The following is a 24,163-nucleotide window of genomic DNA, read 5'->3' on the forward strand; positions in this document are numbered from 1 at the left end:
ACGCTGCGACGAACACGTACCGTGTTCGAGCACTTGCAGCTTGGAGCAAGGGGCCGTTGTGAGCGGAGCAGAGGCGCCGGATGCGGTTGACGGCCGTCGTCCGCTGTGGGTGCTTCCGCACGAGGTGCCGGCGATCGTCCCGCTCCCGTCGCGGTCGACGGAGCCGCGCTGGGTCGGTGTGTACCGCTGGGCCGCCGTCGGCGGTGACCTGCTCGCGGCCATGCTCGGCGTCTCCATCGCGCTGCTGACCCGGTTCGGCTACCACGTCGGCAGCGGTTATCTGATCGTCAGCAGCGTGCTCCCGCTGGCCTGGGTCGGCGCGGTGGCCATGTCCAAGGGCTACGACCCTCGGTACTTCGGCGCCGGACCGGACGAGTTCCGGTCGCTGCTGCGATCCGGTGTCGGCCTCACCGCAGCCGTGGCAATGGCGGCGTACGTGACCAAGACCGAGATCGCGCGCGGCTTCGTCGTACTCGCGATTCCGGTGATGGTCGGCTCCGCGTTGGTACTGCGGTACGCGCTGCGCAAGGACCTGCACCGGCACCGGGTCAGAGGCCGCTGCATGCATCGGGTTCTTGTGGTCGGGCGAAGTGGCCCGGCCGCAACACTTTGTGAGCACTTGGAGAGCCGTCCGACGGACGGCTTCCGCGTCGTGGCGACCTGCCGTCCGCGCGGTGACCAGCACGGGACCGGGCCGATGCCGCCGGAGGAGCTGGACGAGCCGGACATCCTGGCCGCCGCGGACCGGCACGCGGTCGAGGTCGTCGCGATCGCCACCGAGCCTGAGCTCGCGGGGCAGTCGTTGCGCCGGCTCTCGTGGGCCTTGGAGCAGCGCGGTATCGAGCTGATCGTCTCGCCCGGCATCATCGAGGTGGCCGGTCCGCGCATCTCGGTCCGGCCGGTCGCCGGTCTGTCCTTGCTGCACCTGGAGCGGCCGTCGGTCAGCGGCGGACCGCACCTGATGAAGGCGGTCTTCGACCGAATCCTCGCGCTCGGGATGATCGTCCTGCTGGCGCCGGTGCTGATCGGTCTCGCGGTCGCCGTCCGGCTGACCAGCACCGGACCCGTGCTGTTCCGTCAGCAGCGGGTCGGCCGTGGCGGCGCCGAGTTCACCATGCTGAAGTTCCGCAGCATGTACGCCGACGCCGAGCAGCGGCTGGGTGACCTGTTCGCCCTGAGCGACGGCAACGGCGTGATCTTCAAGATGCGCGACGACCCGCGGATGACCCCGTTCGGACGGTGGATCCGCCGCTTCTCGCTCGACGAACTCCCGCAGTTGTTCAACGTGGTGCGCGGCGACATGTCCCTGGTCGGCCCCCGCCCTCCGCTGTCGGAGGAGGTCGCACTGTACGCTGCCGACGACTCCCGGCGGATGCTCGTCAAGCCCGGCATCACGGGACTGTGGCAGGTCAGCGGCCGCAGCGACCTGTCCTGGGACGAGTCGGTCCGGCTCGACCTGCGGTACGTCGACAACTGGTCGATGACGCTGGACCTGCTGATTCTCTGGAAGACCGTGCGCGCGGTGATCTACGGCGCAGGAGCGTACTGATGGACCTGAAAGCACCGGTGTACGTCGCGGGCCACCGCGGCCTGGTCGGATCCGCGATCTGGCGACGGCTGGAAGCGGCCGGCTTCACCCAACTGATCGGCGCATCGTCGGCGGAGCTGGACCTGCGCGACCGGGCCGCGACGTTCGCGTTCCTGGCCCACCACCGGCCGGCCGTGGTGATCGACGCGGCGGCCCGCGTCGGCGGCATCCTCGCGAACCGCGACCACCCGACCGAGTTCCTCAGCGACAACCTGCGCATCCAGGTGAACCTGATGGATGCCGCCCTCGACGTCCGCACGCCGCGCCTGCTGTTCCTCGGCTCGTCCTGCATCTACCCGAAGTACGCCGACCAGCCGATCCGCGAGTCGAGCCTGCTGACCGGTGAGCTGGAGCCGACCAACGACGCGTACGCGATCGCCAAGATCGCCGGCATCATGCAGGTCCAGGCGGTCCGCCGCCAGTACGGGCTGCGCTGGATCTCGGCGATGCCGACCAACCTCTACGGGCCGAACGACAACTTCGACCTGACCAGCTCGCATGTGCTGCCCGCGTTGATCCGGCGGTTCGACGACGCCCGTCGTACCGATGCCGCCGAGGTCGTGCTGTGGGGGAGCGGGACGCCGCGGCGGGAGTTCCTGCATGTCGACGACCTGGCCGACGCGTGCCTGCACCTGCTGGAGCACTACGACGAGCCGGAGCCGATCAACGTCGGCGTCGGCGAGGACGTGACGATCCGCGAGCTGGCCGAGCTGGTGGCCCGGGTGGTCGGCTATACCGGTGCCATCAGCAACGATCTGTCCAAGCCGGACGGTACGCCGCGCAAGTTGCTCGACGTGAGCCGGTTGCGGGCGCTCGGCTGGAAGCCGTCGATCGGGCTGGAGGAAGGCGTCGCGGCCACCTACGCCTGGTATCAGGAGCAGACCTCATGAAGAAGGCGTTCGTCACCGGGATCACCGGGCAGGACGGGTCGTACCTGGCGGAGCTGCTGCTGGCCAAGGGCTACGAGGTCCACGGCCTGATCCGGCGGGCATCGACGTTCAACACGCGCCGGATCGACCACCTGTACGAGGATCCGCACGCCAAGGACAAGCGGCTGTTCCTGCACTACGGCGATCTGACCGACGGGTCGCGCTTGGTCACGCTGCTGGCGTCGATCCAGCCGAGCGAGGTCTACCACCTGGCCGCGCAGAGCCACGTCCGGGTCAGTTTCGACGAGCCGGAGTACACCGGTGACACCACCGGGATGGGGACCACGCGGCTGCTCGAGGCGATCCGGATGATCGGGCTGGACTGCCGGTTCTACCAGGCGTCGTCGTCGGAGATGTTCGGTGCGACGCCGCCGCCGCAGAACGAGGACACCCCGTTCTACCCGCGGTCGCCGTACGGCGCGGCCAAGCTCTACAGCTACTGGATGACCCGGAACTACCGCGAGGCGTACGACATGTTCGCGGTGAACGGGATCCTGTTCAACCACGAGAGCCCGCGTCGCGGTGAGACGTTCGTGACCCGGAAGATCTCCCGCGCGGTGGCCCGGATCAAGCTCGGCCTGGAGCAGCGGGTGTACCTGGGCAACCTGGAGGCCTGCCGCGACTGGGGCTACGCGCCGGAGTACGTCGAGGGCATGTGGCGGATGCTGCAGCACGACACCCCGGCCGACTACGTGATCGCGACCGGTACGTCGTACTCGGTCCGGGACTTCGTCATGTTCGCGTTCGACCACGTCGGACTGGACTGGGAGAAGTACGTCGACCACGACGCGCGGTACGAGCGTCCGACGGAAGTGGACTCGCTGATCGGGGACGCGTCCAAAGCCACGACCGAGCTCGGGTGGAAAGCCCAGGTGCATGTGCCCGAGCTGGTCCGGATCATGGTCGACGCGGACCTGGCCGCGCTGACCCGCGAGGACTGAGGAATGACTGCGGAGACCACTGACCCCCGGCTCGCCACGGCGGCGCACCACCGCGTCGACGTGCTCGGGATCCATGTGAGCGTGACCGATCTGGACGAGACGGTCGAGACGTTCGCGCGCTGGATCGACGACGGCGAGCGGCAACTGGTCTGCGTGTCGGACGTGAACGCACTGCTGCACGCGCGGGCCGACGAGTGGCTGACCGAGGTCTACAACAACGCCGGGCTGACGGTCGCGGACGGGATGCCGCTGGTGTGGGCGGGCAAGCGGGCCGGGTTCGACCGGATGGCGCGAGTCGCCGGGCCGGACCTGCTCGAGCGCGTGATGGCCGAGGCCGCCGACCGCGGTTGGACGCAGTACTTCTATGGCGGTGCCGAGGGCGTGGCCGAGAATCTGCGGGACACGTTCCAGGAACGCCATCCCGCGTTGAAGGTGGTCGGTACCGACTGCCCGCCGTACCGGCCGTTGACCGAGGCGGAGGACGCCGCCGCCGTCGCGCGGATCAACGCGGCGAAGCCGGACATCGTCTGGGTCGGTCTCGGCGCGCCCAAGCAGGAGCGCTGGATGGCCGAGCACCGGGACCGGCTGAACGCGTCGATCCTGATCGGAGTCGGCGCCGCCTTCGACTTCCACACCGGCCGGCTGGACCGGGCGCCGCTGTGGATGCAGCGGTCCGGGCTGGAGTGGAGCTACCGGCTCTACAAGGAGCCGCGGCGGCTGTGGAAGCGGTACATGCTGGGCATCCCGCGTTTCGGCTACGGCATTCTTCGGCGCCCTCCGCGTCCGGTCTAGAGTGCTTTGGTGAAGTTCCGGCGGCCGAAGCTACGTCGGCTGGCCGGGCCGGCCGGTCGCGCCAGTTGGGGTTTGGCCGACCAGGCGCTGTCGAGTCTCAGCAATCTCGCAGTCGGCCTCGTCGTCGCCCGCTCCAGCACCGTGTCCGACTTCGGTGTCTACGCGTTGGCCTTCGGCGGCTACACGATCGCGTTGAACGTGTCCCGTGCGGTCGCGACCGAGCCGCTGGCGGTCCGGCACTCAGGTGAGCGCACACCTGACTGGGAACGAGCAGTGCGTGCCAGTACGGCGACTGCTCTGCTGGCCGGGTTCCTCGCGATGCTCGTGGGGCTGGGGATCGCGGCGTTCCCCGGTGTGCCGTCGAAGGGAGTGCTGGTCGCCTTCGCGGTGACGATGCCGGGGTTGCTGCTGCAGGACGCGTGGCGGTGGGCCTTCTTCGTCGTGGGAGAAGGGCAGAAGGCGCTCGTCAACGACCTGATCTGGTTGCTGACGATGCTGGTGATCTTCGGCGGGCTGTATCTCACCGACACGGCATCCGCGTTCACGCTGACGTTCGCGTGGGGACTGGGTGCGGTGATCGCGGCCCTGGCCGGACGATTCCAGGCCGGGATCTCGCCGCGCCGGCAGTTGATCCGCGAGTGGTTACGGCGGAACTGGGACCTCACCCCGAAGTACATGGGGGAGATGCTCGCGGTGTCCGGCACGATCCAGGTCTACATGCTCGGCATCACCGCCGCGGCCGGTCTCGCTGCCACAGCCGGGATCCGCGGTGCGCAGGTCCTGCTGGGTCCCGTGAATGTCCTCAACCAGGGCATCCGGATGATCTCCGTACCCGAAGCCGCCCGCGCTCTGCGCCATTCGTACCGCCGCTTGTGGCTGGTCGGTCTGGTCATCTCTCTGGGCGTCGGGGCCGGCGCCCTGGCGTGGGGCGCCGTCTTCCTGCTGCTGCCGGACGTGGTCGGCCGGCAGCTTCTCGGCCCTGGGGTCTGGGCCCAGGCTCACACTGTCCTGATCCCCGTGATCCTGCTGCAGGCTCTTGGCGCCTCCAACGCCGGCGCCTTCGCCATCCTCCGAGCTCTCGCCGCCGCCACCCGAGGCCTCCGCGTCCGGCTCATCTCCTCCGTCATCCTCATCACCTTCGGCGTCGGCGGCGCCGTCCTGGCCGACGCCGAAGGCGCCGCCTGGGGCCTGGCCGCCGCCTCGTTCTGCACCCTTCTGCTGTGGTGGAACGAAGCGAATCGAGCGATCGCCGCCCACCGCCGCACCACCCCCACCCCAACCACTTGAGGGGATATCCCCTCGACTCGTGCCTTCTCCCCTCGTATACGACCAGATAACCCACAACTTCAGGGGTTATCCCCTGAAGTTGCCGGAGGTCTCGGATGGCGGCGGAGGCGCGGGGGTGAGGTTGGGTCAGCGCACGTTGATCGTGGAGTAGCCGCCTCGTACGGCGTTGTGGCCGTCGTACGCCTCGATGCGGTACATCTGCGTCGTACCGGACGGTGCGTTCGGGTCGGTCAGGGTGATGGTCGGCCGGCTCCAGAAGGTGGAGTTGGCGGTGGTGGTGGCGACGATCGTGTTGGTGGCGCCGCGGAGCAGCCGGTAGGTCAGGGTGATGTCGTCGTTGTCCAGCGAGGTCTGGACGGTGGCCTTGACCTGACCGACCGTCGTACTGGACAGCGTCGGCAGGACCGGGCCCAGGGGAGCGGCGCCGTTGCCGAGGTTCGTGAAGCGGGTGAGACCCTGCTGACCTACGCCGTTGACCTTGGTGAAGTCCCCACCAACCCACAGGTCGCTTCCACCGGTCGCGGACACGAGCGGACCGACCAACGTCGGCGAACCGGCGTTCGTGTTCGGGAACCACGGCCCGAGCGAGCCGTTGGCCGGGTTCTGCAGCAGCAGGAAGTGCGCGCCGGTGCCGTCGCTGAAGGCACCCGGGCAGCTGTGCGCGTGCGATCCCTTGAACAGCCAGCCGTTCACGACGGTCAGTGCCTCGGTCGCGCCCAGGCAGGTGTTCTTCCACACCAAGTTGCCGGTGGCAACATCCGCCGCCCAGGTCCCGTCGAAGCAACCGCCACCGTCACCGGCGTTGGCGAAGTACACCCGGCTCCCGGACGTCTCGATGTCCTTCACCCGCGAGGTGCACCCACTGGTCGGCAGCGGTACTGCGGACGCCGCCGCGAACGGGAGCAGTGCGCCGGTCGAGTTGTTGACACTCGCGACGGCCCAGCGGTTCGCTCCGCCGATCTTGGCGAACGTGCCGCCCAGGTAGACCTTCGAGTTGTCGTCGGCCGCATCGATCGCGTACACGTCGGCGTCCGCGTTCGGGTTCCATGGCAGCAGGCTGCCGTTGACCGTGCTGATCGCGGCCGCGCGGTTCCTGGCGATGTTGTTCACCAGTCCGAACGATCCGCCGAAGTACAGGCTGGTGCCGCCGATCGCGAGCGCCTTGACGCGGTACGAGACGCTCGGCTTGATGGTCGACACCAATGCACCGGTGGCGGTGTCGAACGCCGCGATCCGGTTCCGCACCTGGCCGTCGACGCGGGTGAAGTCACCGCCGACGTACACCCGGGATCCGTCGGCCGATGCGACGATCGCCCAGACGAAACCGTTGAGTGTGTGGCTGAAGCCGGCGTCGAGCGCACCGGTCGTCTGATTGAAGGCCGCCAGATAGGTCCGCGTGGTCTGGTTCGTCCCGGCCGCCGCACCCGGCGGACGGACCTTCGTGAACCGGCCACCGACGTACGCCTTGCCCTTGGCAATGGCCAGGCCGAGCACACTCGCATCGGTCTGCCACGCCGAGTTCGCGACGGCGGTCAGTGACGCGCCGGTACTGACGGCTGGTGGTGCCGGGATCAGGCCGAACGCCAGACCCGCCGCCCCAACCACAGCAAGCAGTCTTCTCCCCATGATTCCCCCCAGATCCCCAGTACCCCAGATTTTCAGGTTACGACCGGCAGTCCCCCCGCCGAAGGGGGTCTGCCCTTTCGGGCAGACCCCCTGACGAGCTACTTCACCTTGATCGAGACCGACGGGCCCTTGACGATGTTGCGTCCGTCGTGGACCTCGATGTGGTAGGTGACCGTCTGGCCACTCTTCACACCCGTGTCGACCATCGAGTACAGCTTGCGCTTCTCCCAGTAGTAGGAGACGTACTTGTACGAACCGACGTTCGTCGAGCCCCGGAACACGTTGTACGTCAGCGTCAGGTTGTCCACGTCGTAGACGTCGTTGAACGCGACCCGGACCTGGTTGGCCGTCGTACTGGTCAGGGTCGGAGCCTTCGGCTTGGCCGGGTAGGCGCCGCCCGGGGTGTTGGTGAACCGGGCCAGGCCCTGCTGGACCGCGTTGTTCACGTGCAGGAAGTCGCCGCCGACCCACAGGTCGGTGTTGGTGCCGGCCATCGCCAGCGGACCGACCTTGGTGGTGCTGTTCGGGTTGGCGTCGGTGTTCGGGTACCACGGGCCGAGCTTGCCATTGATGCCGCTCTCGACCAGCAGGTAGTGCGTCCCCGTGCCGTCGCCAAAGGCGCCGGACGAGCTGCAGTTGTGTGCGTGCGAGCCCTTGTAGACCCAGTTGCCGATCGCCTTGATCGCCTCGGTCGCGCCCAGGCAGGTGTTCTGCCAGAACAGCTTGCCGGTCGTCGCGTCGGCGGCCAGTACGCCGTCGTAGCAACCGCTGCCGTCTCCGCCATTGGAGACGAACACCTTGTCGCCCAGGGTGTCGATGTCCTTCACCCGGGTCGTGCACTTCAGCGTCGGCTTCGGTATCGCCGCCGCGGCCGGCATCGAGTACGCCGCCCCGGTGGTGGTGTTCACCATGGCCAGTGAGTAGTGGTCCTTGCCGTTGATGGTGCTGAACGGTCCACCGACGAAGACCCTGGTGCCGTTGTCGGACACGTCGATCGCGTACACGTCGTTGTTCGCGTTCGGGTTCCAGGTCGTCAGGTCGCCGTAGAGCAGCCGGACCGCGGCGAGGCGGTTGCGGGTCTGGCCGTCGACGCGGCCGAAGGCGCCGCCGATGTACACGGTGCTGCCGGAGATCGCCAGCGCCTTGACGCGCGCCGCGACGACCGGGTCCCAGGCCTGCACGATCCGGCCGGTGACGGTGCTGTACATCGCGATCTTGCTTCGCTTCAGGCCGTTCGCGACGGTGAAGTCACCGCCGATCACCACCCACTTGCCGTCCGGGCTGGTGGCGATGCTGTACACCGGGCCGTTGAGGGTCGGCGCGAACGTGGTCGGCGCGCCGGTGGTCCGGTTGAAGGCGGCGACGTACGTGCGGACCACTTCGCCCTGACCGGCGGCCTTGCCGGGTGGGCGGATCCGGGTGAACAGACCGCCGGCGAAGACGGTGTTCCCTGCGATGGCCAACGCGTTCACGCTGTTGTTGGTCTGCCACGAGGTCTGCTTGATCGCCGAGACGGCGGAACCGAAACCTGGGGCCGCCGCCACCACTGGCGGACCGGACGGAATCAGTGCGGCGGCCACCACCGCCGCGCCGGTGACGATGGCCAGAACTAACTTCTTCATTTATGTCCTTCGGACGGGCGGGTGCCTCACAACGGTGCGTGGCCTCAAAAACACACACCAGCAGCGGACATTAGCGGGGTGGGAGCTCGTCCGGAAGGCGAGCTCCCACCCGCGTTATGACTTTGTGTTGCAAACCCGAAAAACTTGTCCGAAGCCTTACTCAGCCGGCCTTGGTCAGCGGGCCGCGAAGTGCGACTGCACCTGGACCGGAGTGAGTGCGTACGGGTACACCGCGCCCTCGTCGATGCTCATCCCGACCTGGCTCGCGCCACCGCCCGGCCAGTTGGTGTTGTTGTCGTACCCGAGCCGCCACCAGCCGTAGTACAGCGACGCGGTTCCGGCACTCGCGCTTCCCGCGAGTGCACCGTCGACGAACAGCTTCATCGCGCCGTTGTCGAAGGTGCCGACGACGTGGTGCCACAGGCCGTCGTTCTTGCCCGAGGTGCTGGTCAGCGTCTTCTGGGCGCCGTCGTTCACCCCGAACACGATCGAGCCGTTGGTGCGCATGTACAGCTGCCGGTCGCCACCGGTCGCACTGGTGCCGGCCTTGGAGTTGCCGAAGCCGATGATGCGTCCGCCGCGGTTGGTGCCGCTCTGCTTCACCCAGGCCTCGACGGTGAACTGCTGCGGCATGCTGTAGCCCTTTTCGGACGTCATCCGGCCGCTGGTCAGGGTTGCCGTCATCGCGGTGTTCCCCGCGATCGCGCCCGGCTGGCCCAGGACCGCGCCACCGAAGGTGCCGTTGTTGCTCTGCCCGGACGAGTCGACCGACGTCGTCGTACCGGCCGGCTCACCGAGCCGCCAGTAGGCCTGCGGCCCGTCGGCGTTGATGATCTGGTCGTACGCCGTTGCCGGTGCACTGGCGACCGTGACCGGGTCGGAGTAGTTGCCGCGCAACGTCGTACTGCCGTCGGTCACCTCGACGCGGTAGTTCGGCGTCTCGCCCGCCACCACGTTGGTGTCGACGTAGTGCAGCCACGGTCGATCCCACGGAGTCGACGTCGCCGTCCACGTCGCGATGGTGGTGTTGCTGAAGCCCTTCAGCAGCCGGTACGTCAGCGTGCTGTCGTCGTTGTCGACCACGGTCGGGAAGTGGATCTGCACCTCACCCGGCTTCACGCTGTACGGCAGCAGCTTGGCCGGCTTGGCCGGCGCCGCACCCGGCGTCGCGTTGGTGAAGCGGGTCAGGCCCTGCTGGCCGACGCCGTTCGTGCTGAAGAAGTCACCACCGACCCAGAGGTCGTCGCCACCGGTCGCGAACGCGAGCGGTCCGACCTCGGTAGGCGGTCCGGCGTCGGTGTTCGGGTACCACGGGCCGAGCGTGCCGTCGGAGACTTTCTCCACCAGCAGGTACCGGTAGTCGAACCCCTGCGGGAAGCCGCCGGCGCCCTGGTTGGCGCAGTCGTGCGCGTGCGAACCCTTGTAGAGCCAGCCGTTGACGACCTTGACCGCCTCGGTCGCGCCGAGGCACGAGTTCTTCCACTTCAGCGCGTTGGTCGAGACGTCGACCGCCCAGGTGCCGTCGAAGCAGCCGCCACCGTCACCGCCGTTGCCGAAGTACACGGTGTCGCCGCTGGCGTCGATCGCCTTGACCCGGGTGGTGCAGGAGCCGTTCGGCGGCGGGACCGCGGACGCACCCGGGAACGGCAGTACGGCGCCGGTCGTCGGGTCGAGGCTGGTCACGGTGTTCTGGTTGGTGCCGTTGACGGCGCTGAACTGGCCGCCGGCGTACACCTTGGAGCCGTCGTCCGCCGCATCGACGGCGTACACGTCGCCGTTCACGGACGGGGCGAACGGGAGCAGAGTGCCGGTGTCGGCGCTGACCGCCGCGAGCCGGTTCCGGGTCAGGTTGTTCACCAGGCCGAAGGATCCGCCGAAGTAGACGGTGTCGCCGTGCACGGCGATCGTCTTGACCCGGAAGGAGACCGACGGCTTCCAGGTCGTCACCAGCGCGCCGGTGGCGGTGTCGAACGCGGCGATCCGGTTCCGGGTGACGCCGTTGACGGTGGTGAAGTCACCACCGACGAAGATCCGCGAGCCGTCGGCGGACGCCGCGACCGCGTAGACCTGGCCGTTGAGGACCGGGTTGAACGCGGTGACCAGAGCACCGGTGTTCTCGTCGAAAGCGGCCAGGTACGCCTGGGCGACCTCACCGGTCCCGGCCGCGGCGCCCGGTGGCCGCACGCTCGTGAATCGGCCGCCGGCGTACGCCTTGCCCGCCGCGACCGTGATGCCCTGCACGCTTCCGTTGGTCTGCCAGGTCGGGCTCGCCACTGCTGACAGCGAAGCCTCGATGCTCTGGGCGGGCGGCGCGAAAACGACCACCAGTGCCCCGGCGACGAGAGCGCCCACGAGCCCCAGACGCGTGAGCAACCATCTCTTGTTCATCCTGCGGTGTCCCCCTCGGACAGAAGGCGCGCGGAACGGCGCCGTACCAAATTCCCGGCAGCCCCCGGGAATCCCCCGGGGGTCAGAGTAGGGCATGACCGGATGCTTCGGTACGCCCGATCCCAGCTGCCTATATCCTGGGGCGCTGGCACCGAGCCTGTGGGCGATGGAAGTGGGGTAGGGGATGGAACCGGGCACCGTGGTCTGGCGGGAGACCGCTCAGTCACTGCTACGGCAGAAGTGGCTCATCATGGGCTGCATCGTCCTCGGCCTGCTCGGGGCATCCGTCTTCGCGTTGTCGCAGACGACGCGGTGGACCGCCTCGAGCCAGCTGGTGCTCGGGCCGGCGGTCCCGCCGGCCCTGGTCGGGAAGCTGCCCACCACGGACAAGACCGGCCCGCTCGGGATGGATCTGCCCGCCGAGACGCAGGCCCGGGTGATGGCAAGCCCGACGCTGCTGCACAGCGTGGCGAAGTCGCTCGGGATGGACACCACCGACGACGCGATCCAGGAGCTGGCGTCGGTGACCCGGGTCAAGGCGGTCACCGACAACGCCTACCTGGTCACCACCGACGGCCCGACCGCCGCGAAGGCGGTCGAGCGGGCCAACGCGATCTCCAGCATCTACCTGAAGCAGCGCAACGACGAGGCCAAGGCGCTGCTGACCACGCTCGCCGGGCAGGCCCAGGACCGGTCCAAGACCGCGACCCAGCAGTCGAAGAGCCTGGTCAGCCAGATCGACGAGGCGGTCCAGCGGGGCGACTCGCAGACCGCCGCCGCGCTGCGCGACCAGCGGGTCGGGCTGGCGACCGAGGCCCGGCAGGCTGCCGACGACGCGGCCGCGATGGTGAAGGCGCTGACCACGGTCGGTGCCGGTAGCGAGCTGGTCACCCCGGCCACCACGGACACCGCGACCTCCTCGCCGATGGTTGCCCGCGACATCCTGGTCGGCGGCATCCTCGGTCTGGTGCTCGGCTTCGGTCTGGCGCTGCTCCGGTCGCACCTGACGCCGTACATCGTGACTCGCGACCAGGCGGCCCGGGCGGCGAGCTCGCCGGTCATCGCCGCGTCGGAGGGCAACCGGCGCCGGTTCTGGCATCGGACGGCTCCCGAGTTGCCGCAGTACGAGATCACTGCGTTGGGTGCCGAGGCGAGCGGTGCGCTTGCTCGCCGCGAGTTGAACCCGCGCGCGTTTGCCGGTGGTGGTCCGGGCGCGATGCTTGTGGTCTCCGCATCCCCGACTCCGAACTCGGCCGGTATCGCGCTGGCGATGGCCGAAGCGAACGCGCGCGACGGCCGGGAGACGCTACTGGTCCTGGCAGACATCGAAGGTACGCCGGTTCTCTCGCACGTGACCGGCCACGAGGGGCTGACCGATCTGGTGATGGAGCCTGCGGCGACGCGGGCGATCCGGGCGCGGAAGCTGTTCCGCCCGGGCACGGTCGCCGATCTGTACGTGCTTCCGCCTGGCCTCAACCACGAGGAGACCGCCGCGGCCGTTGGTCCGTCGCTGGTGCCGGGCATCGTGGCGGACCTGCCGCCTGGGTACTCCGTTGTCATTCACGGACCGGCGTCTGTTGGCCGGCACGGGATCACGCCGCTGGCTGCGGCCGTGGACGCGTCGGTGCTGGTGGTGCAGGTCGGGCACGACAAGGAGATGGACGTTGCCCGGCTGACCGGTGCATTGCAGTTCGCGGGTGCGCCGGTGCTGGGCGTCGTACTGATCGGTGCCTCGCCGCACGACGAGACGCTGGGCATTCCGTTGAACTACAAGCCGCTCGACACCGCCGCACCGCTGCGCTGAACGTGGTGTCATGATTCGATCCGCGACCGCCTACCGTTCCGGTGGGGCCCGTCTGGCGCCACCGGTGCCGGGCACGGTCGACGGCGAGATCCAGAAGCCGGCGTGGTTCTGGCTGGTGTTGTGGTGTCTGTTCGTGCTCGGTGTGCAGCCGTGGTCGTCGCGAGTCGCGGCGCCGCAGGGGACCACCGGGTCGACGAACAGTGTGATGAAGGGTTTGTTGCTCGGGGCGATCTTCCTGATCGCGATGGCTGCGACCAAGCCCGGGTTCCGGACTCGGGTGAATCCGGCGAGCAGTATGTACCTGCTGTACGTGATGTTTGCCGTCGCCACGGCGTTCTTGCTGGCGGAGCCGCTCGGGCCGCTGACGCGGTTGGCGCGGTTCATGATCGGGCTGATCCTGGTGTTCCTGCTCTGGCGGCCGCTGGTGCAGGTGCCGGAGCGGTTGGTGCGGGCGCATCTATGGGCGCATGTGTTGCTGGCGGCAACAGTCGTGGCGAGTCTCGCGTACGCGCCCAGTCAGGCGTGGCGGCCGCTGAGCTCGCTCGGCACCGGGTATCGCCTGCAGGGTGTCATCATCCCGATGCTGCCGCCGCGGGTCGGTGAGGTCGGCGCGATCCTGTTCGGGCTGGCGCTGCTCGGACTGTTGTGCCGGAAGCTGTCGATGATCCCGTCGGTTGGCCTGATGGGGCTCGGCGTCGTACTGGTGGCGGCGAGCCGGACCCGTACGTCGGCGGCGGCGATCGCGCTCGGACTGGTGATCGCGTTGATCATCACCCGGAAGACGTGGGCCGGGCGGATCGCGAGTCTGGCCGTGCCGGGGTTGATCGGGATCGCGTTCCTGACCATCGGCTCGCTGCATACGTGGGTGTTGCGTGGGCAGGGGACGCAGCAAATCAGTTCGCTCAGTGGGCGTACGACGAGTTGGCAGGCGGTGCTGGACGAGAAGGTGTCGATCCAGACCGCGATCATCGGTCACGGCCTCGGCAACAAGCGGGTGCTGCTGCGGCGCGGTGAAGGCGACATCGACGTGATGGCGATCGACAACAGCTGGCTCGGCCTCTACTGGGAGACCGGTCTGCTCGCGGTCACGATCGTCGCAATCGCTCTCATCCTGGCCTGGGTCTCGGTTCTCCGGGCGCCCACGCCGTACATCCGGGCCTGCGGAGCCCTCCTCCTCGGCTACGTCACCGCCGCCTCCCTCAACGAAAGCGGCCTGTCAGACCTCAGCTCCATGACAGTCCACCTGCTGGTAGCCGCCGCCATCTGCGACGCCGACCGAATCCGCCAAAGATCCCGAACCCAAGCCAGAGCTCTAACCCGCTAACACCACGGCCCACTGGCGGGTTGTTTCACCGCTAGCGTGCTAACAACCCGCCAGCCGGCACACAACCCGCTACCCGCACTAGCTGCTGACTGAGTCCTGGTCGAAGCCGGCCTCTTGCCATTGGGGCCAGGTGAGGGTCTTTCCTTGGTGGGCGAAGGGGGTGGGGCCGGTGAACTGGTAGCTGTTGTGGTGGAAGGTGACCGAGCCGGCGCGGGTGGGGGAGCCTTTGTTCTCGACGACGCCGGTGCTGGAGGTCGCGTCCTGCATGACCACGAGGTTGCCTTCGATGGTGACGTCGCGGAGGACGTACGTACCGCGCGGCCCGTCACCCCGGGTGCGGGACTGGATCGAGATCCCGTTGCGGTTGTCCTTGACCAGGTTGCCGCGGACCTGCACCCCGGCGGACGTGTTCACGTTGATCCCACCGCCGTCCCACAGGCTCCCACCGGACCCGCGCCCGGTCCCGTACCCGTTGCCCTCGACAACGTTCTGCTCGATCACGGCCTGGTAGCTGATCTCGTACCGGATCCCGTCCGCCGCGTTCCCACGGATCCGGTTCCCGCTGATCGTCCGGTCGTACTCCGCGATGTCGCTCCACATCCCGATGCCCCGGTTGTCGACGATGTCGTTGCCCGACACCTGGCCCGACGACCGGGTCGACTTGATCCCACCGGACTCCCAGTCGGCGATCCAGAACCCGTCGGTGTTGTTCCGGGTCACCAGGTTCGCGGTGATCCGGACGCCCTCGGACTTGTACTGCCCGATCCCGAGCTGCCCGTTGTCCGCGACCGTGTTCCGGCTCAGCTCGGCCCGGTCGCCCTCGATCACCATGATCCCGACCGCGTGATTCCAGCGAACCTCGTTCGAGACCACCTTCCACCCGGGCCCGACCTGCAGCGCACCGCCCTGCGGCAGGCTCGCGAAGTGCTCGATCGTCAACCCGGTCACGGTGACGTCGTCCGCCGACTTCTCGATCGCAGTCGGCGTCCGCGACAGCTCGACCGCGCGGCCGTCCGGATCGTCACCGACGTACACAGCGTTCGAGGCGTAGTCCCCGAAGAACGTCCCCGGCTTCAACTCCCCGAGACTCATCACCCGCGTCAGATGCTTCCCGTCGACGAACACCTGCTCGCCCCGCTGGCACGGCTTCGTCTTGTTGTCCTCACACTGCCCCTTCAGCGGGTACGCCGCCGGCAGCACCCCACGCACCACCCACCGATCGCCGTCCCGCTGCCACCCACTCAGCGCGACAGACCCAGTCAGTACGACGCCCTTCCCACCGGCCAGCGTGTCACCGGCCCGCGGCCGGATCGCCCGGCTGATCCGATGCACACCCTTCGCGAAGCAGAACGCCGTACCTTCCGGCGCCGCGTCGATCACCTGCTGCGGATCCGCCCCCACCGCGATCGCGGTCCCCACACAAGCCTTCGCCGTACCAGGTCCCGTCGGCCCAAGCGCAACGGCCGCAGCCGCCGGCGGGGCAGTAGGCACCGTCACCGCAGGCGTCACCACAGAGGGCTTGGCCGAGTCCCCATCACCCGCAGAACACCCGGCCAGCAGCAGCACCAGTACGGCGCCACCCGCCACAACACCACGACGCCTCATCAGGTCCCTCTCACCTCACCGCCGGCGGACAGATCTGGTGGAGACTACAGGCGGACCTGTACCACTCACCAAGCAGGCAGGCTGCAGTCAGATCCCGCTCAGCCCCGCGGCCGCCGACCCCTCGACAACTGGTTGGTGAGTGGCACAGGTCCGGCCCTTCAGGTGAGGTAGGTATCCCGCGCGAGGTTGTAGGCGAGGTCCTTGGCGACCTGGAAGGCGTCGTCCTCGTCGAGGCGGTGCTGTACGACGAGGTTCGCCAGATAACCGGCGTCGATCCGCCGGGCCAGGTCGTGCCGGGCCGGGATCGACAGGAACGCCCGGGTGTCGTCGACGAACCCGGACATGTTGTAGAACCCGGCCGTCTCCGTCACCAACTCGCGGAACCGCCGCATCCCGTCCGGGCTGTCCAGGAACCACCACGGCGCCCCGAGCCGCACCGCCGGGTACACGCCGGCCAGCGGCGCAAGCTCCCGTGAGTACACAGTCTCGTCAACGGTGAACAACACCAACCGGAAGCCCGGCGCGTGTCCGAACCGCTCGAGCAATGGCCGCAGCGACCGGGTGAATTCGGTCGCCACCGGAATGTCGTGCCCCTGGTCCGGCCCGTAGGCCGCGTGGATCGCTGGATCGTGGTCACGCAGTACGCCCGGGTGCAACTGCATCACCAGCCCGTCCTCGGCCGACATGACCGCCGACTGGTACAGCATGTGGCCGGCGAACGCACTCGCGTCCTCCGCCGACACATCACCCTTCAACGCACTCGTGTAGATCCGCGCCGCCTCGGCATCGGTCAGCGGGATCGCTGCCGCGCTGTAGTGCCCGTGGTCGGTCGCCCGCGCACCCGCCTCGACGAACGCCTGCCGCCGCTGCCGGATCGCCGCCAGGAACCCGTCGTACGTCGCAGTGTCGACGTCGGCCAACTCCCCGAGCCGGGCAGCGAGGAAGCTCCAGCCGGGCCGGTCGACGTGGACGAGGGCGTCGGGCCGGAAGGTCGGGACGACCCGGCCGGGCAGGTCCGCGGCGAGCTTCGCGTGCTGGGCGAGGTCGTCGGTCGCGGCGTCGGTGGTCGAGATCAGTTCGATCCCGAACCGGTCGAGCAGGGCCCGCGGCCGGAACTCGGGCTCGGCGATCCGGGCGGAGATCTGGTCATACAGCTCGTCCGCGGTCTCGGCCGACGGGTGCGTGGTCACGCCGAGGACCTCGGCGAACTCGTGCTCCAGCCAGTACCGGCTCGGCGTACCGAGGAAGAGGTGCCAGTTCGCGCAGAACTCCCGCCAGACGTCGCGCGGGTCGGCGGGCGCGGTGCCGTCGCGGCGGGGGAGGCCGAGGCGGTCGGGGGAGATGCCCTGGGAGATCAGCATCCGGGTGACGTAGTGGTCCGGGACGACCAGCAGCTCGGCCGGGTTGCCGAACGGCGCGTCGGTCGCGAACAGCCCGATGTCGACGTGCCCATGCAGGCACAGCAGCGGCAGGTCCTTCGTCGACGCGTGGATCCGCCGGGCGATGTCGCGTGCCTCGCCGGCGGGCAGGGCGCGGTCCGGATGAGGCTGCAGGGCCTTCGGCATGGGTCCTCCGGGATGTGGGCTGAAACGGGTACTGCAAAGGATTGCAGTGCGCACGAGCCCACACAAGTCCTTGTCCACAAGGCGAATCCCACTGGCCTTCGATCGACCGTGAACGAACTCTTGACACAAGTGTGAAACCGATTGCAGACTGCGACGGCGGGGGCCGACCTGAGGAGGTGACCATGCCTGCGACGATCCGTGACGTGGCGCGGCTGGCAGGCGTGTCGCCGTCCACTGTGTCCCGGGCGCTGTCGATGCCGGAGATGGTCAACGCCGCGACCCGGGCCCGAGTCGCAGCCGCGGTCGAGCAGCTCGGCTACCAGCCCAACCGTGCCGCCCGCGGTCTGATCACCGGCCGCACCGGCAACATCGGCCTGGTCGTGCCCGATCTGGCGAACCCGTTCTTCGCCAGTGTCACCAAGGGTGTGCAGGCGCGCGCCCGCCGGTCCGACACCGCTGTGTTCGTCGCGGACACCGACGAGGACGTGACCGCGGAGGTCGGCCTGGTCCGGGCGCTGTCCAAGCAGGTCGACGGGCTGATCCTGTGTTCGCCACGGTCCGGTGACGCCGACCTGTGCGCGATCGCCCAGGACACGAACGTCGTCCTGGTCAACCGCACGGCCGCGGGCATCCCCGGCATCACCTACGACAACGAGGAAGGGATGCGGCAGGCCGTCGCCCACCTCGTTGCCCTCGGCCACCGCCGGCTCGCCTGGGTCGGTGGACCGGTCACGTCGTGGTCGACCCAGCACCGCGGCATCGGCCTCGAGAACGCCGTCGCCGACCACGGTGTCGAGCTGAGCCGGGTCGGTCACTTCGGGCCGACGTACGAAGGTGGCATGGCGGCGGCGGACCAGGTCGTTGCCTCCGGCGCCACCGCAGTCATCACCTACAACGACCTGGTCGCGATCGGGCTGCTGGCCCGGTTGCACGCACGGGGGATCTCGGTTCCGGGCGACCTGAGTGTTGTCGGCGTCGACGACATCGCGATGTCCCGGATGGCCCGACCGGCGCTGACCACGGTCCGGCTGCCCAAACAGGAGGCCGGCCGGATCGCGGTCGAGCTCCTGCTGGCCCTGCTCGACGACCCGGACAGCACCGTCGACACCCGCGGCACCCTGCACGGCGAGCTGATCGTCCGTGACTCCACGGGTCCCGCGGCAAGCCCCTGATCTGCCGCCCGAGCCGATCAATCCCGGCACCATGCCAGGCCCGCCTTTGATCCAGAGGAGATAGACCCGATGCCCCTGCAGCGCAGAACCGGCCGTCGCGTCCGCCGCACAACCGTCGTCGGCCTGCTCGCCGTACTGGCCGCGTGCGGAGCCCCGACAAGCCCCAACCAGTCGTCCGGCGACAGTTCCGGCGACGCGCCGGACAAGCCGTCGAAGGCGGTGACGCTGAACATTCTCGACGTGGCCGGGAACCTGCAGCTGACCCAGCCGATGATCGACGACTTCGTCAAGCAGCACTCCGACGTGATCTCCAAGGTCACCTACTCCAAGGGCCCGGCGCCCGAGCTGTCCGGCAAGATCAAGGCCCAGCAGGACGCAGGCCGGGTCGACATCGACCTGGTGCTGACCGGCACCGACGGCCTGGCGGCCGGCGCGGAGCAGGGCCTGTGGATGGACCTGTTGCCGAAGTACGCCGATCGGCTGCCCGGCATGAAGGACTACCTCGAGCCGGCCGCGAAGATGCAGGGGCTGGCCGGCAACGTCGGCGTCACCGTCACCTACTACCCGTCCGGCCCGCTGCTGGAGTACCTGCCGGCCAAGGTCCCGACGCCGCCGAAGTCCGCCGAGGAGCTGCTGGCCTTCGCGAAGGCCAACAAGGGCAAGGTCATGTACGCGCGCCCGGCCAACTCCGGCCCCGGCCGGACCTTCCTGATGGGCCTGCCGTACATCCTCGGTGACAAGGACCCGAAGGACCCGGTCAACGGCTGGGACAAGACCTGGGCGTACCTCAAGGAGCTCAACCAGTACGTCGACTTCTACCCGTCCGGTACGGCGGACACGATGAAGGCGCTGGCCAACGGCTCGGCCAGCATCATCGCCAGTACGACGGGCTGGGACATCAACCCGCGCGTCCTCGGCGCCGTGCCGAAGGAGGCCGCGATCACACCCCTGAAGGGCTTCCACTGGGTCACCGACGCGCACTATGCCGTCGTCCCGAAGGGAGTCTCGACCGACAAGCAGGCCGCGATCCTGCAGCTGCTGCAGTTCATGCTGACGCCGGAGCAGCAGGCGAAGGCGTACGACAAGGGCTACTTCTACCCGGGTCCGGCGATCAAGGGTGTCGACCTGTCGAAGGCACCGCAGGAGAGTCAGGACGCGATCACCGAGTTCGGCCGGCCGGAGTACGACAAGTTGATTGCCGACAATCCGAACGAGGTGCCGCTGGACGCGAAGGCCCTGGTCGCTGCGTTCGACAAGTGGGACCGGGAGGTCGGCGGCAGCAAGGTGAAGAAGTCGTGAGTGGATTCGGCCAACTCCGGCTCGAGGGCGTCGGCCGCCGGTTCGGGACGGCGGACGCGCTGGCCGGGCTGGACCTGACGATCGAGCGGGGCGAGTTCATCGCCCTGCTCGGCCCGTCCGGTTGTGGCAAGTCGACCGCGCTGAACTGTCTGGCCGGGTTGCTGCCACTGACTGCCGGCAGCATCTGGCAGGACGACCAGCGGATCGACACGCTGCCTCCGGAGAAGCGCGGGTTCGGCATGGTCTTCCAGAACTACGCGCTCTTCCCGCACCTGACCGTCCGCGACAACATCGCGTTCGGCCTGCGGATGCGCCGGCTGCCGAAGGACGAGGTACGGCGCCGGACCACCGCGGCGATCGAGATGGTCCGGCTCGAGGAACACGCGAGCAAGCTGCCTGGGCAACTGTCCGGGGGTCAGCAGCAGCGCGTCGCGATCGCCCGGGCGACTGTGCTCGAGCCATCGCTGGTGCTGATGGATGAACCGCTCAGCAATCTGGACGCGAAGCTCCGGCTGGAGATGCGGACCGAGATCCGTCGACTGCACCAGTCGCTCGGCCTGACCACGGTCTATGTCACGCACGACCAGGAGGAGGCGCTCAGCATGGCCGACCGCCTGGTCGTGATGCGGGAGGGCCGGGTGCAACAGATCGGCACGCCCGAGGAGGTCCACACGACGCCGACCACCTGGCACGTCGCCGACTTCATGGGCTACCGCAACCTGCTGCCGCTCGCGGCGCAAAGTGTGGCCGGTGAGGTCGTGACGGTCCCGATCGGCGGTACGACGATCGACGGCGTGGCGCAAGGTACGGTCGCCGCCGGCGAGGACGTGGTCGTCGCGGTGCGGCCCGAGGACGTGAAGCTCGGTAACGAAGGTCTGAAGGGTCTCGTCGAGGTGGTCGAGTACCAGGGCCGCGAGCTCGCGGTGGAGGTCGTGCTGGAGGACGGCACGCGTCTGCACGCCCGGACCGAACGCAAGGTCCAGGCCGGTGAGTCGGTGTCGGTCGCGATCGACCCGAGCCGGCTGCTGGTGTACGCGTCCGACCGTCCTGCGGCGGAGCTGGTGACTGCGGGGCTCGCGGTATGAGCCAGACCGCGAGCTGGCAGCATCGCCTCGCCGAGCGCGGCGTGGACCGGCGGCTCTGGTTGTTGCTGCCGGCCACCGTCTTCGTGCTGCTGCTCTTCATCTACCCGTTCCTGTACGGGCTGAGCCTGTCGTTCCAGCCGCTCAAGGGCGGCGGGGCGCTGGCCAACTATCAGAAGTTCTTCAACGACGCCTATCAGCGCGACACGATCGCGACGACGCTGAAGATCGCGCTGCCCGCGGCACTGCTGAACGTGCTCGCCGCGGTGCCGATCGCGTTCCGGATGCGTGGCCGGTTCCGCGGCAAACGACTGCTCACGACCGTGCTCGTCGTGCCGATCACACTCGGCACGGTGCTGACGGCGCAGGGCCTGCTGAACTACCTCGGCCCGACCGGCTGGTTCAACCGGATCCTGATGGCCGTCCATCTGATCGACGATCCGATCCGGCTGACCAACAACTACTGGGGTGTGTTCTTCTCGCTCATCATCACCGGGTTCCCGTTCGCGTTCCTGCTGGTGCTGTCGTACCTGAGCGGGATCGACCCCACCCTCGAGCGGGCCGCTGCGACACTCGGCGCATCCCGGGCGCAGCGGTTCCGCCGGATCACACTGCCGCTGCTGGCTCCCGGGCTGGCGACGACGTTCCTGCTCACGTTCGTGCTTGCGTTCTCGGTCTTCCCGTCGGCGGTGCTGGTCGGTAACCCGGCCGGATCGACCCGGGTGATCTCGCTGGCGGCGTACCAGGCGGCGTACGAGCAGTACGACTACGCCTACGCCTCGGCGATCGCGATGATCATGGGCGTGGTCGAGCTGGTCGTGGTGGCGATCGTGCTGCTGTGGCGGTCGCGGCTCTACACCGGATCGACAGGAGGCAAGGGATGAGCACGCGAGCCCTCAAGGCGACGCCGACCGCCTGGCTCATCTGGGCCGTGGTGGTGTTCTTCTTCGTCAACCTGGCCGGTGTGGTCGGGTCGGTGCTGGTCAGCTCGTTCGGCCGGCGCTGGTTCGACACCTGGGTCCCGGACGGTTTCACCACCCAGTGGTACGGCGACGCGTGGCACGAGTTCGGGTTGTTGCAGGTCATCTCCGTGACCCTGATCGCGTCGGGGCTGGTCGTCGTACTGTCGGTCCTGGTCGGGGCGCCCGCGGCGTACGTGCTGGCCCGGCAGAATTTCCCGGGCAAGCGGCTGGTGTACCTGACCTTCCTGTTGCCGATCCTGATGCCACCGATCACGTACGGCATCCCGCTCGCGACCGTGCTGTACAAGTTCGGTTTCGCGGGTCACCTGTCCGGCGTGGTGCTGGCCAACCTCGTGCCGTCGGTGCCGTTCGTGATCCTGACCATGACGCCGTTCATCGAGCAGGTGGATCCGAAGATCGAGAGCGCGGCCCGGATGCTCGGCGCGAACACCCGCGCGGTGTTCCTGCGGATCCTCGCGCCGCTGCTCGTGCCGGGCCTGCTGGCCTCGGCGATCCTGGTGCTGGTCCGTACCGTGGGGATGTTCGAGCTGACGTTCCTCACTGCCGGTCCGGACTCGCAGACATTGGTGGTCGCGCTGTACTACTCGATGTCCGCTGCCGGGATCCGCGCCCAGCAGTCGGTCGACGCGATGGCGGTCATGTACACGGCGATGATGCTGGTGCTGCTCGTGGTCGCGCTGCGTTTCGTCAACCCCACGCAGCTGGTCGCTCGCGTGAAGGAAGAACCCGAATGAAAGCTGAGGTGCACGCTTGAGCAGGCTGAGTCTCACCAACCTCCCCGTCGCCCCCGCGGTCGATCCAAGGGCACTGTCGATCGGCATCGTCCATCTCGGACTGGGAGCGTTCCATCGCGCCCACCAGGCCGTGGTCACCGAGCGGGCCGCCGTCGCCAGTGCCGACACGCGGTGGGGGATCACCGGGGTGAGCCAGCGCTCGGGCAAGGTCCGCGACCAGCTGGCACCGCAGGACGGTCTGTACTCCGTGCTGGAGCGTGGACTGGGCGATCCGTCGGTGCAGGTGATCGGCAGCATCCGTGAGGTCCTGACCGCCCCGGAGGATCCGGACGCTGTGGTGACACGGATCGCGGATCCCGCGGTGTCCGTGGTCACGCTGACGGTGACCGAGAAGGGGTACCGCGCGGCCGGTCACGGCCTCGACCTGGGTGATCCCGAGATCCAGGCCGACCTGACCGGCCGTCCGCCGCGCACGGTGGTCGGGCAGCTCGCGGCCGGGATGGCGCGCCGGGACGAGCCGTTGACGATCGTGTCGTGCGACAACCTGGTCGCCAACGGTCCTTTCCTGCGGAAGCTGGTGACGGACTACTTCGAAGCCCTGGGCAAGGTCCCGGAGGTGTTCGAGGCGACCCGGTTCCCGGCCAGCATGGTCGACCGGATCGTGCCGGCGACCACCGACGCGGACCGTGACGAGGCGGCCCGGCTGCTCGGCGTACGGGACGAGGCAGTCGTGGTCGCGGAGCCGTTCCTGCAGTGGGTGATCGAGGACGACTTCGCGGGGGACCGGCCGGCGTGGGAGCGCGGTGGTGCTGTCCTCACCGGCGACGTGGCGCCGTGGGAGCAGGCCAAGTTGCGGATGCTCAACGCCACGCACTCGATGCTTGCCTACCTCGGTGCTCTGCGCGGCTACGAGACCATCGCTGAGGCGGTGCGGGACGACGAGTTGTCCGCGCTGGCACGTCAGCTCATGGCGGAGGACGTCGTACCGACGCTGAAGGCACCGGATGGATTGGACCTGACCGAGTACGGCGCGTCCGTGCTCGAGCGGTTCGCCAATCCGGCGTTGAAGCATCGGACCACGCAGGTCGCGATGGACGGGTCGGTGAAGCTACCGGTCCGGATGCTGGGGACGGTCCGCGATCGTCTGGCTGCCGGTGCCGAGCCTCGGGTGGTCTCGCTGGCCGTCGCTGCGTGGATGGTCTACGTGCTGAAGACGCCGATTGTCGACGATCCACAATCCGATCGGTTGAAGGCTGCGCTGGCGGGAATCTCCGAGCCGGCCGCTGTGGTCGATGCGTTGCTCGGTGTCGATTCGGTGTTCACTCCCGACCTGCGCGACTCGACGGTCTTCCGCGAACTGCTGGTCGAGCACGTCAGTTCGCTGACCGCCGGGTCGAGCACGTCGGTTGGCTGACCCCAGGT

18 protein-coding genes are annotated in these 24,163 nt (G+C 68.5%); 13 read left to right on the forward strand and 5 right to left on the reverse strand.

All coding sequences use genetic code 11. The features are described from left to right. Positions 1–58: 58 nt before the first annotated feature. From E0H73_RS03110 to E0H73_RS03130, 5 genes are read left to right on the forward strand one after another with little or no spacing between them, the layout of a single operon-like run. Positions 59–1,549, forward strand: a complete 1,491-nt coding sequence (locus E0H73_RS03110) for a sugar transferase (RefSeq protein WP_238163775.1) — start codon at positions 59–61, stop codon at positions 1,547–1,549. After that, positions 1,549–2,478 carry a GDP-L-fucose synthase family protein gene (locus tag E0H73_RS03115; RefSeq protein WP_131350872.1) on the forward strand — a complete coding sequence of 310 codons (930 nt, stop codon included), beginning with the start codon at positions 1,549–1,551 and terminating at the stop codon, positions 2,476–2,478. The genes E0H73_RS03110 and E0H73_RS03115 overlap by 1 nt, the downstream gene beginning before the upstream one ends. Next, positions 2,475–3,458, forward strand: a complete 984-nt coding sequence (gene gmd / locus E0H73_RS03120; RefSeq protein ID WP_131350875.1) for a GDP-mannose 4,6-dehydratase — start codon at positions 2,475–2,477, stop codon at positions 3,456–3,458. The genes E0H73_RS03115 and gmd overlap by 4 nt, the downstream gene beginning before the upstream one ends. Positions 3,459–3,461: 3 nt before the next feature. Further along, the gene (locus tag E0H73_RS03125; RefSeq protein ID WP_131350877.1) at positions 3,462–4,250 is read left to right on the forward strand and encodes a WecB/TagA/CpsF family glycosyltransferase; all 789 of its coding nucleotides are present in this window, start codon (positions 3,462–3,464) and stop codon (positions 4,248–4,250) included. Between the two features lie 9 nt (positions 4,251–4,259). Then, positions 4,260–5,537 carry an MATE family efflux transporter gene (locus E0H73_RS03130; protein WP_131350880.1) on the forward strand — a complete coding sequence of 426 codons (1,278 nt, stop codon included), beginning with the start codon at positions 4,260–4,262 and terminating at the stop codon, positions 5,535–5,537. Between the two features lie 126 nt (positions 5,538–5,663). Here the strand turns inward: E0H73_RS03130 and E0H73_RS03135 are convergent, their stop codons facing one another. The 3 genes from E0H73_RS03135 to E0H73_RS03145 form a co-directional block, all read right to left on the reverse strand. Continuing rightward, the gene (locus E0H73_RS03135) at positions 5,664–7,163 is read right to left on the reverse strand and encodes a fibronectin type III domain-containing protein (protein WP_131350883.1); all 1,500 of its coding nucleotides are present in this window, start codon (positions 7,161–7,163) and stop codon (positions 5,664–5,666) included. A 98-nt stretch (positions 7,164–7,261) separates the two neighbouring features. After that, a complete protein-coding gene (locus E0H73_RS03140) occupies positions 7,262–8,785 on the reverse strand; it encodes a WD40 repeat domain-containing protein (RefSeq protein WP_131350886.1) in 1,524 nt (507 codons plus the stop codon). A 174-nt stretch (positions 8,786–8,959) separates the two neighbouring features. Then, entirely contained in the window at positions 8,960–11,173 is a 2,214-nt protein-coding gene (locus tag E0H73_RS03145; protein ID WP_131350889.1) for a LamG-like jellyroll fold domain-containing protein, read from the reverse strand. 184 nt (positions 11,174–11,357) lie between these two features. Between E0H73_RS03145 and E0H73_RS03150 the strand changes: the two genes are divergently transcribed. Together E0H73_RS03150 and E0H73_RS03155 are read left to right on the forward strand one after the other, a co-directional pair. Then, the gene (locus E0H73_RS03150) at positions 11,358–12,977 is read left to right on the forward strand and encodes a Wzz/FepE/Etk N-terminal domain-containing protein (protein ID WP_131350892.1); all 1,620 of its coding nucleotides are present in this window, start codon (positions 11,358–11,360) and stop codon (positions 12,975–12,977) included. A gap of 10 nt (positions 12,978–12,987) precedes the next feature. Then, positions 12,988–14,301: an O-antigen ligase family protein gene (locus E0H73_RS03155; protein ID WP_131350895.1), complete on the forward strand. Its 1,314-nt coding sequence runs from the start codon at positions 12,988–12,990 to the stop codon at positions 14,299–14,301. 78 nt (positions 14,302–14,379) lie between these two features. Here the strand turns inward: E0H73_RS03155 and E0H73_RS03160 are convergent, their stop codons facing one another. Both E0H73_RS03160 and uxaC read right to left on the reverse strand, forming a co-directional pair. After that, positions 14,380–15,906: a right-handed parallel beta-helix repeat-containing protein gene (locus E0H73_RS03160; protein WP_131350898.1), complete on the reverse strand. Its 1,527-nt coding sequence runs from the start codon at positions 15,904–15,906 to the stop codon at positions 14,380–14,382. 158 nt (positions 15,907–16,064) lie between these two features. Beyond that, the gene (gene uxaC, locus E0H73_RS03165; RefSeq protein ID WP_131350901.1) at positions 16,065–17,471 is read right to left on the reverse strand and encodes a glucuronate isomerase; all 1,407 of its coding nucleotides are present in this window, start codon (positions 17,469–17,471) and stop codon (positions 16,065–16,067) included. A 182-nt stretch (positions 17,472–17,653) separates the two neighbouring features. On the opposite strand from uxaC, the gene E0H73_RS03170 reads away from it, so the two are divergent. From E0H73_RS03170 to E0H73_RS03195, 6 genes are all read left to right on the forward strand, one after another. Next, positions 17,654–18,643, forward strand: a complete 990-nt coding sequence (locus E0H73_RS03170; RefSeq protein WP_131350904.1) for a LacI family DNA-binding transcriptional regulator — start codon at positions 17,654–17,656, stop codon at positions 18,641–18,643. Between the two features lie 69 nt (positions 18,644–18,712). Further along, a complete protein-coding gene (locus tag E0H73_RS03175; RefSeq protein WP_131350907.1) occupies positions 18,713–19,942 on the forward strand; it encodes an ABC transporter substrate-binding protein in 1,230 nt (409 codons plus the stop codon). Beyond that, positions 19,939–21,027: an ABC transporter ATP-binding protein gene (locus E0H73_RS03180; protein WP_131350910.1), complete on the forward strand. Its 1,089-nt coding sequence runs from the start codon at positions 19,939–19,941 to the stop codon at positions 21,025–21,027. The genes E0H73_RS03175 and E0H73_RS03180 overlap by 4 nt, the downstream gene beginning before the upstream one ends. Beyond that, positions 21,024–21,908, forward strand: coding sequence for an ABC transporter permease (locus E0H73_RS03185; protein ID WP_131350912.1), 885 nt, complete (start codon positions 21,024–21,026; stop codon positions 21,906–21,908). The genes E0H73_RS03180 and E0H73_RS03185 overlap by 4 nt, the downstream gene beginning before the upstream one ends. Then, on the forward strand, positions 21,905–22,741 hold the full coding sequence (locus E0H73_RS03190; RefSeq protein WP_131350915.1) for an ABC transporter permease: 837 nt from the start codon (positions 21,905–21,907) through the stop codon (positions 22,739–22,741). The genes E0H73_RS03185 and E0H73_RS03190 overlap by 4 nt, the downstream gene beginning before the upstream one ends. A gap of 16 nt (positions 22,742–22,757) precedes the next feature. After that, the gene (locus tag E0H73_RS03195; protein ID WP_131350918.1) at positions 22,758–24,155 is read left to right on the forward strand and encodes a mannitol dehydrogenase family protein; all 1,398 of its coding nucleotides are present in this window, start codon (positions 22,758–22,760) and stop codon (positions 24,153–24,155) included. The last annotated feature ends 8 nt before the right edge of the window (positions 24,156–24,163 follow it).

This window comes from Kribbella pittospori, assembly GCF_004331465.1.
GTDB classification, from domain to species: domain Bacteria; phylum Actinomycetota; class Actinomycetes; order Propionibacteriales; family Kribbellaceae; genus Kribbella; species Kribbella pittospori.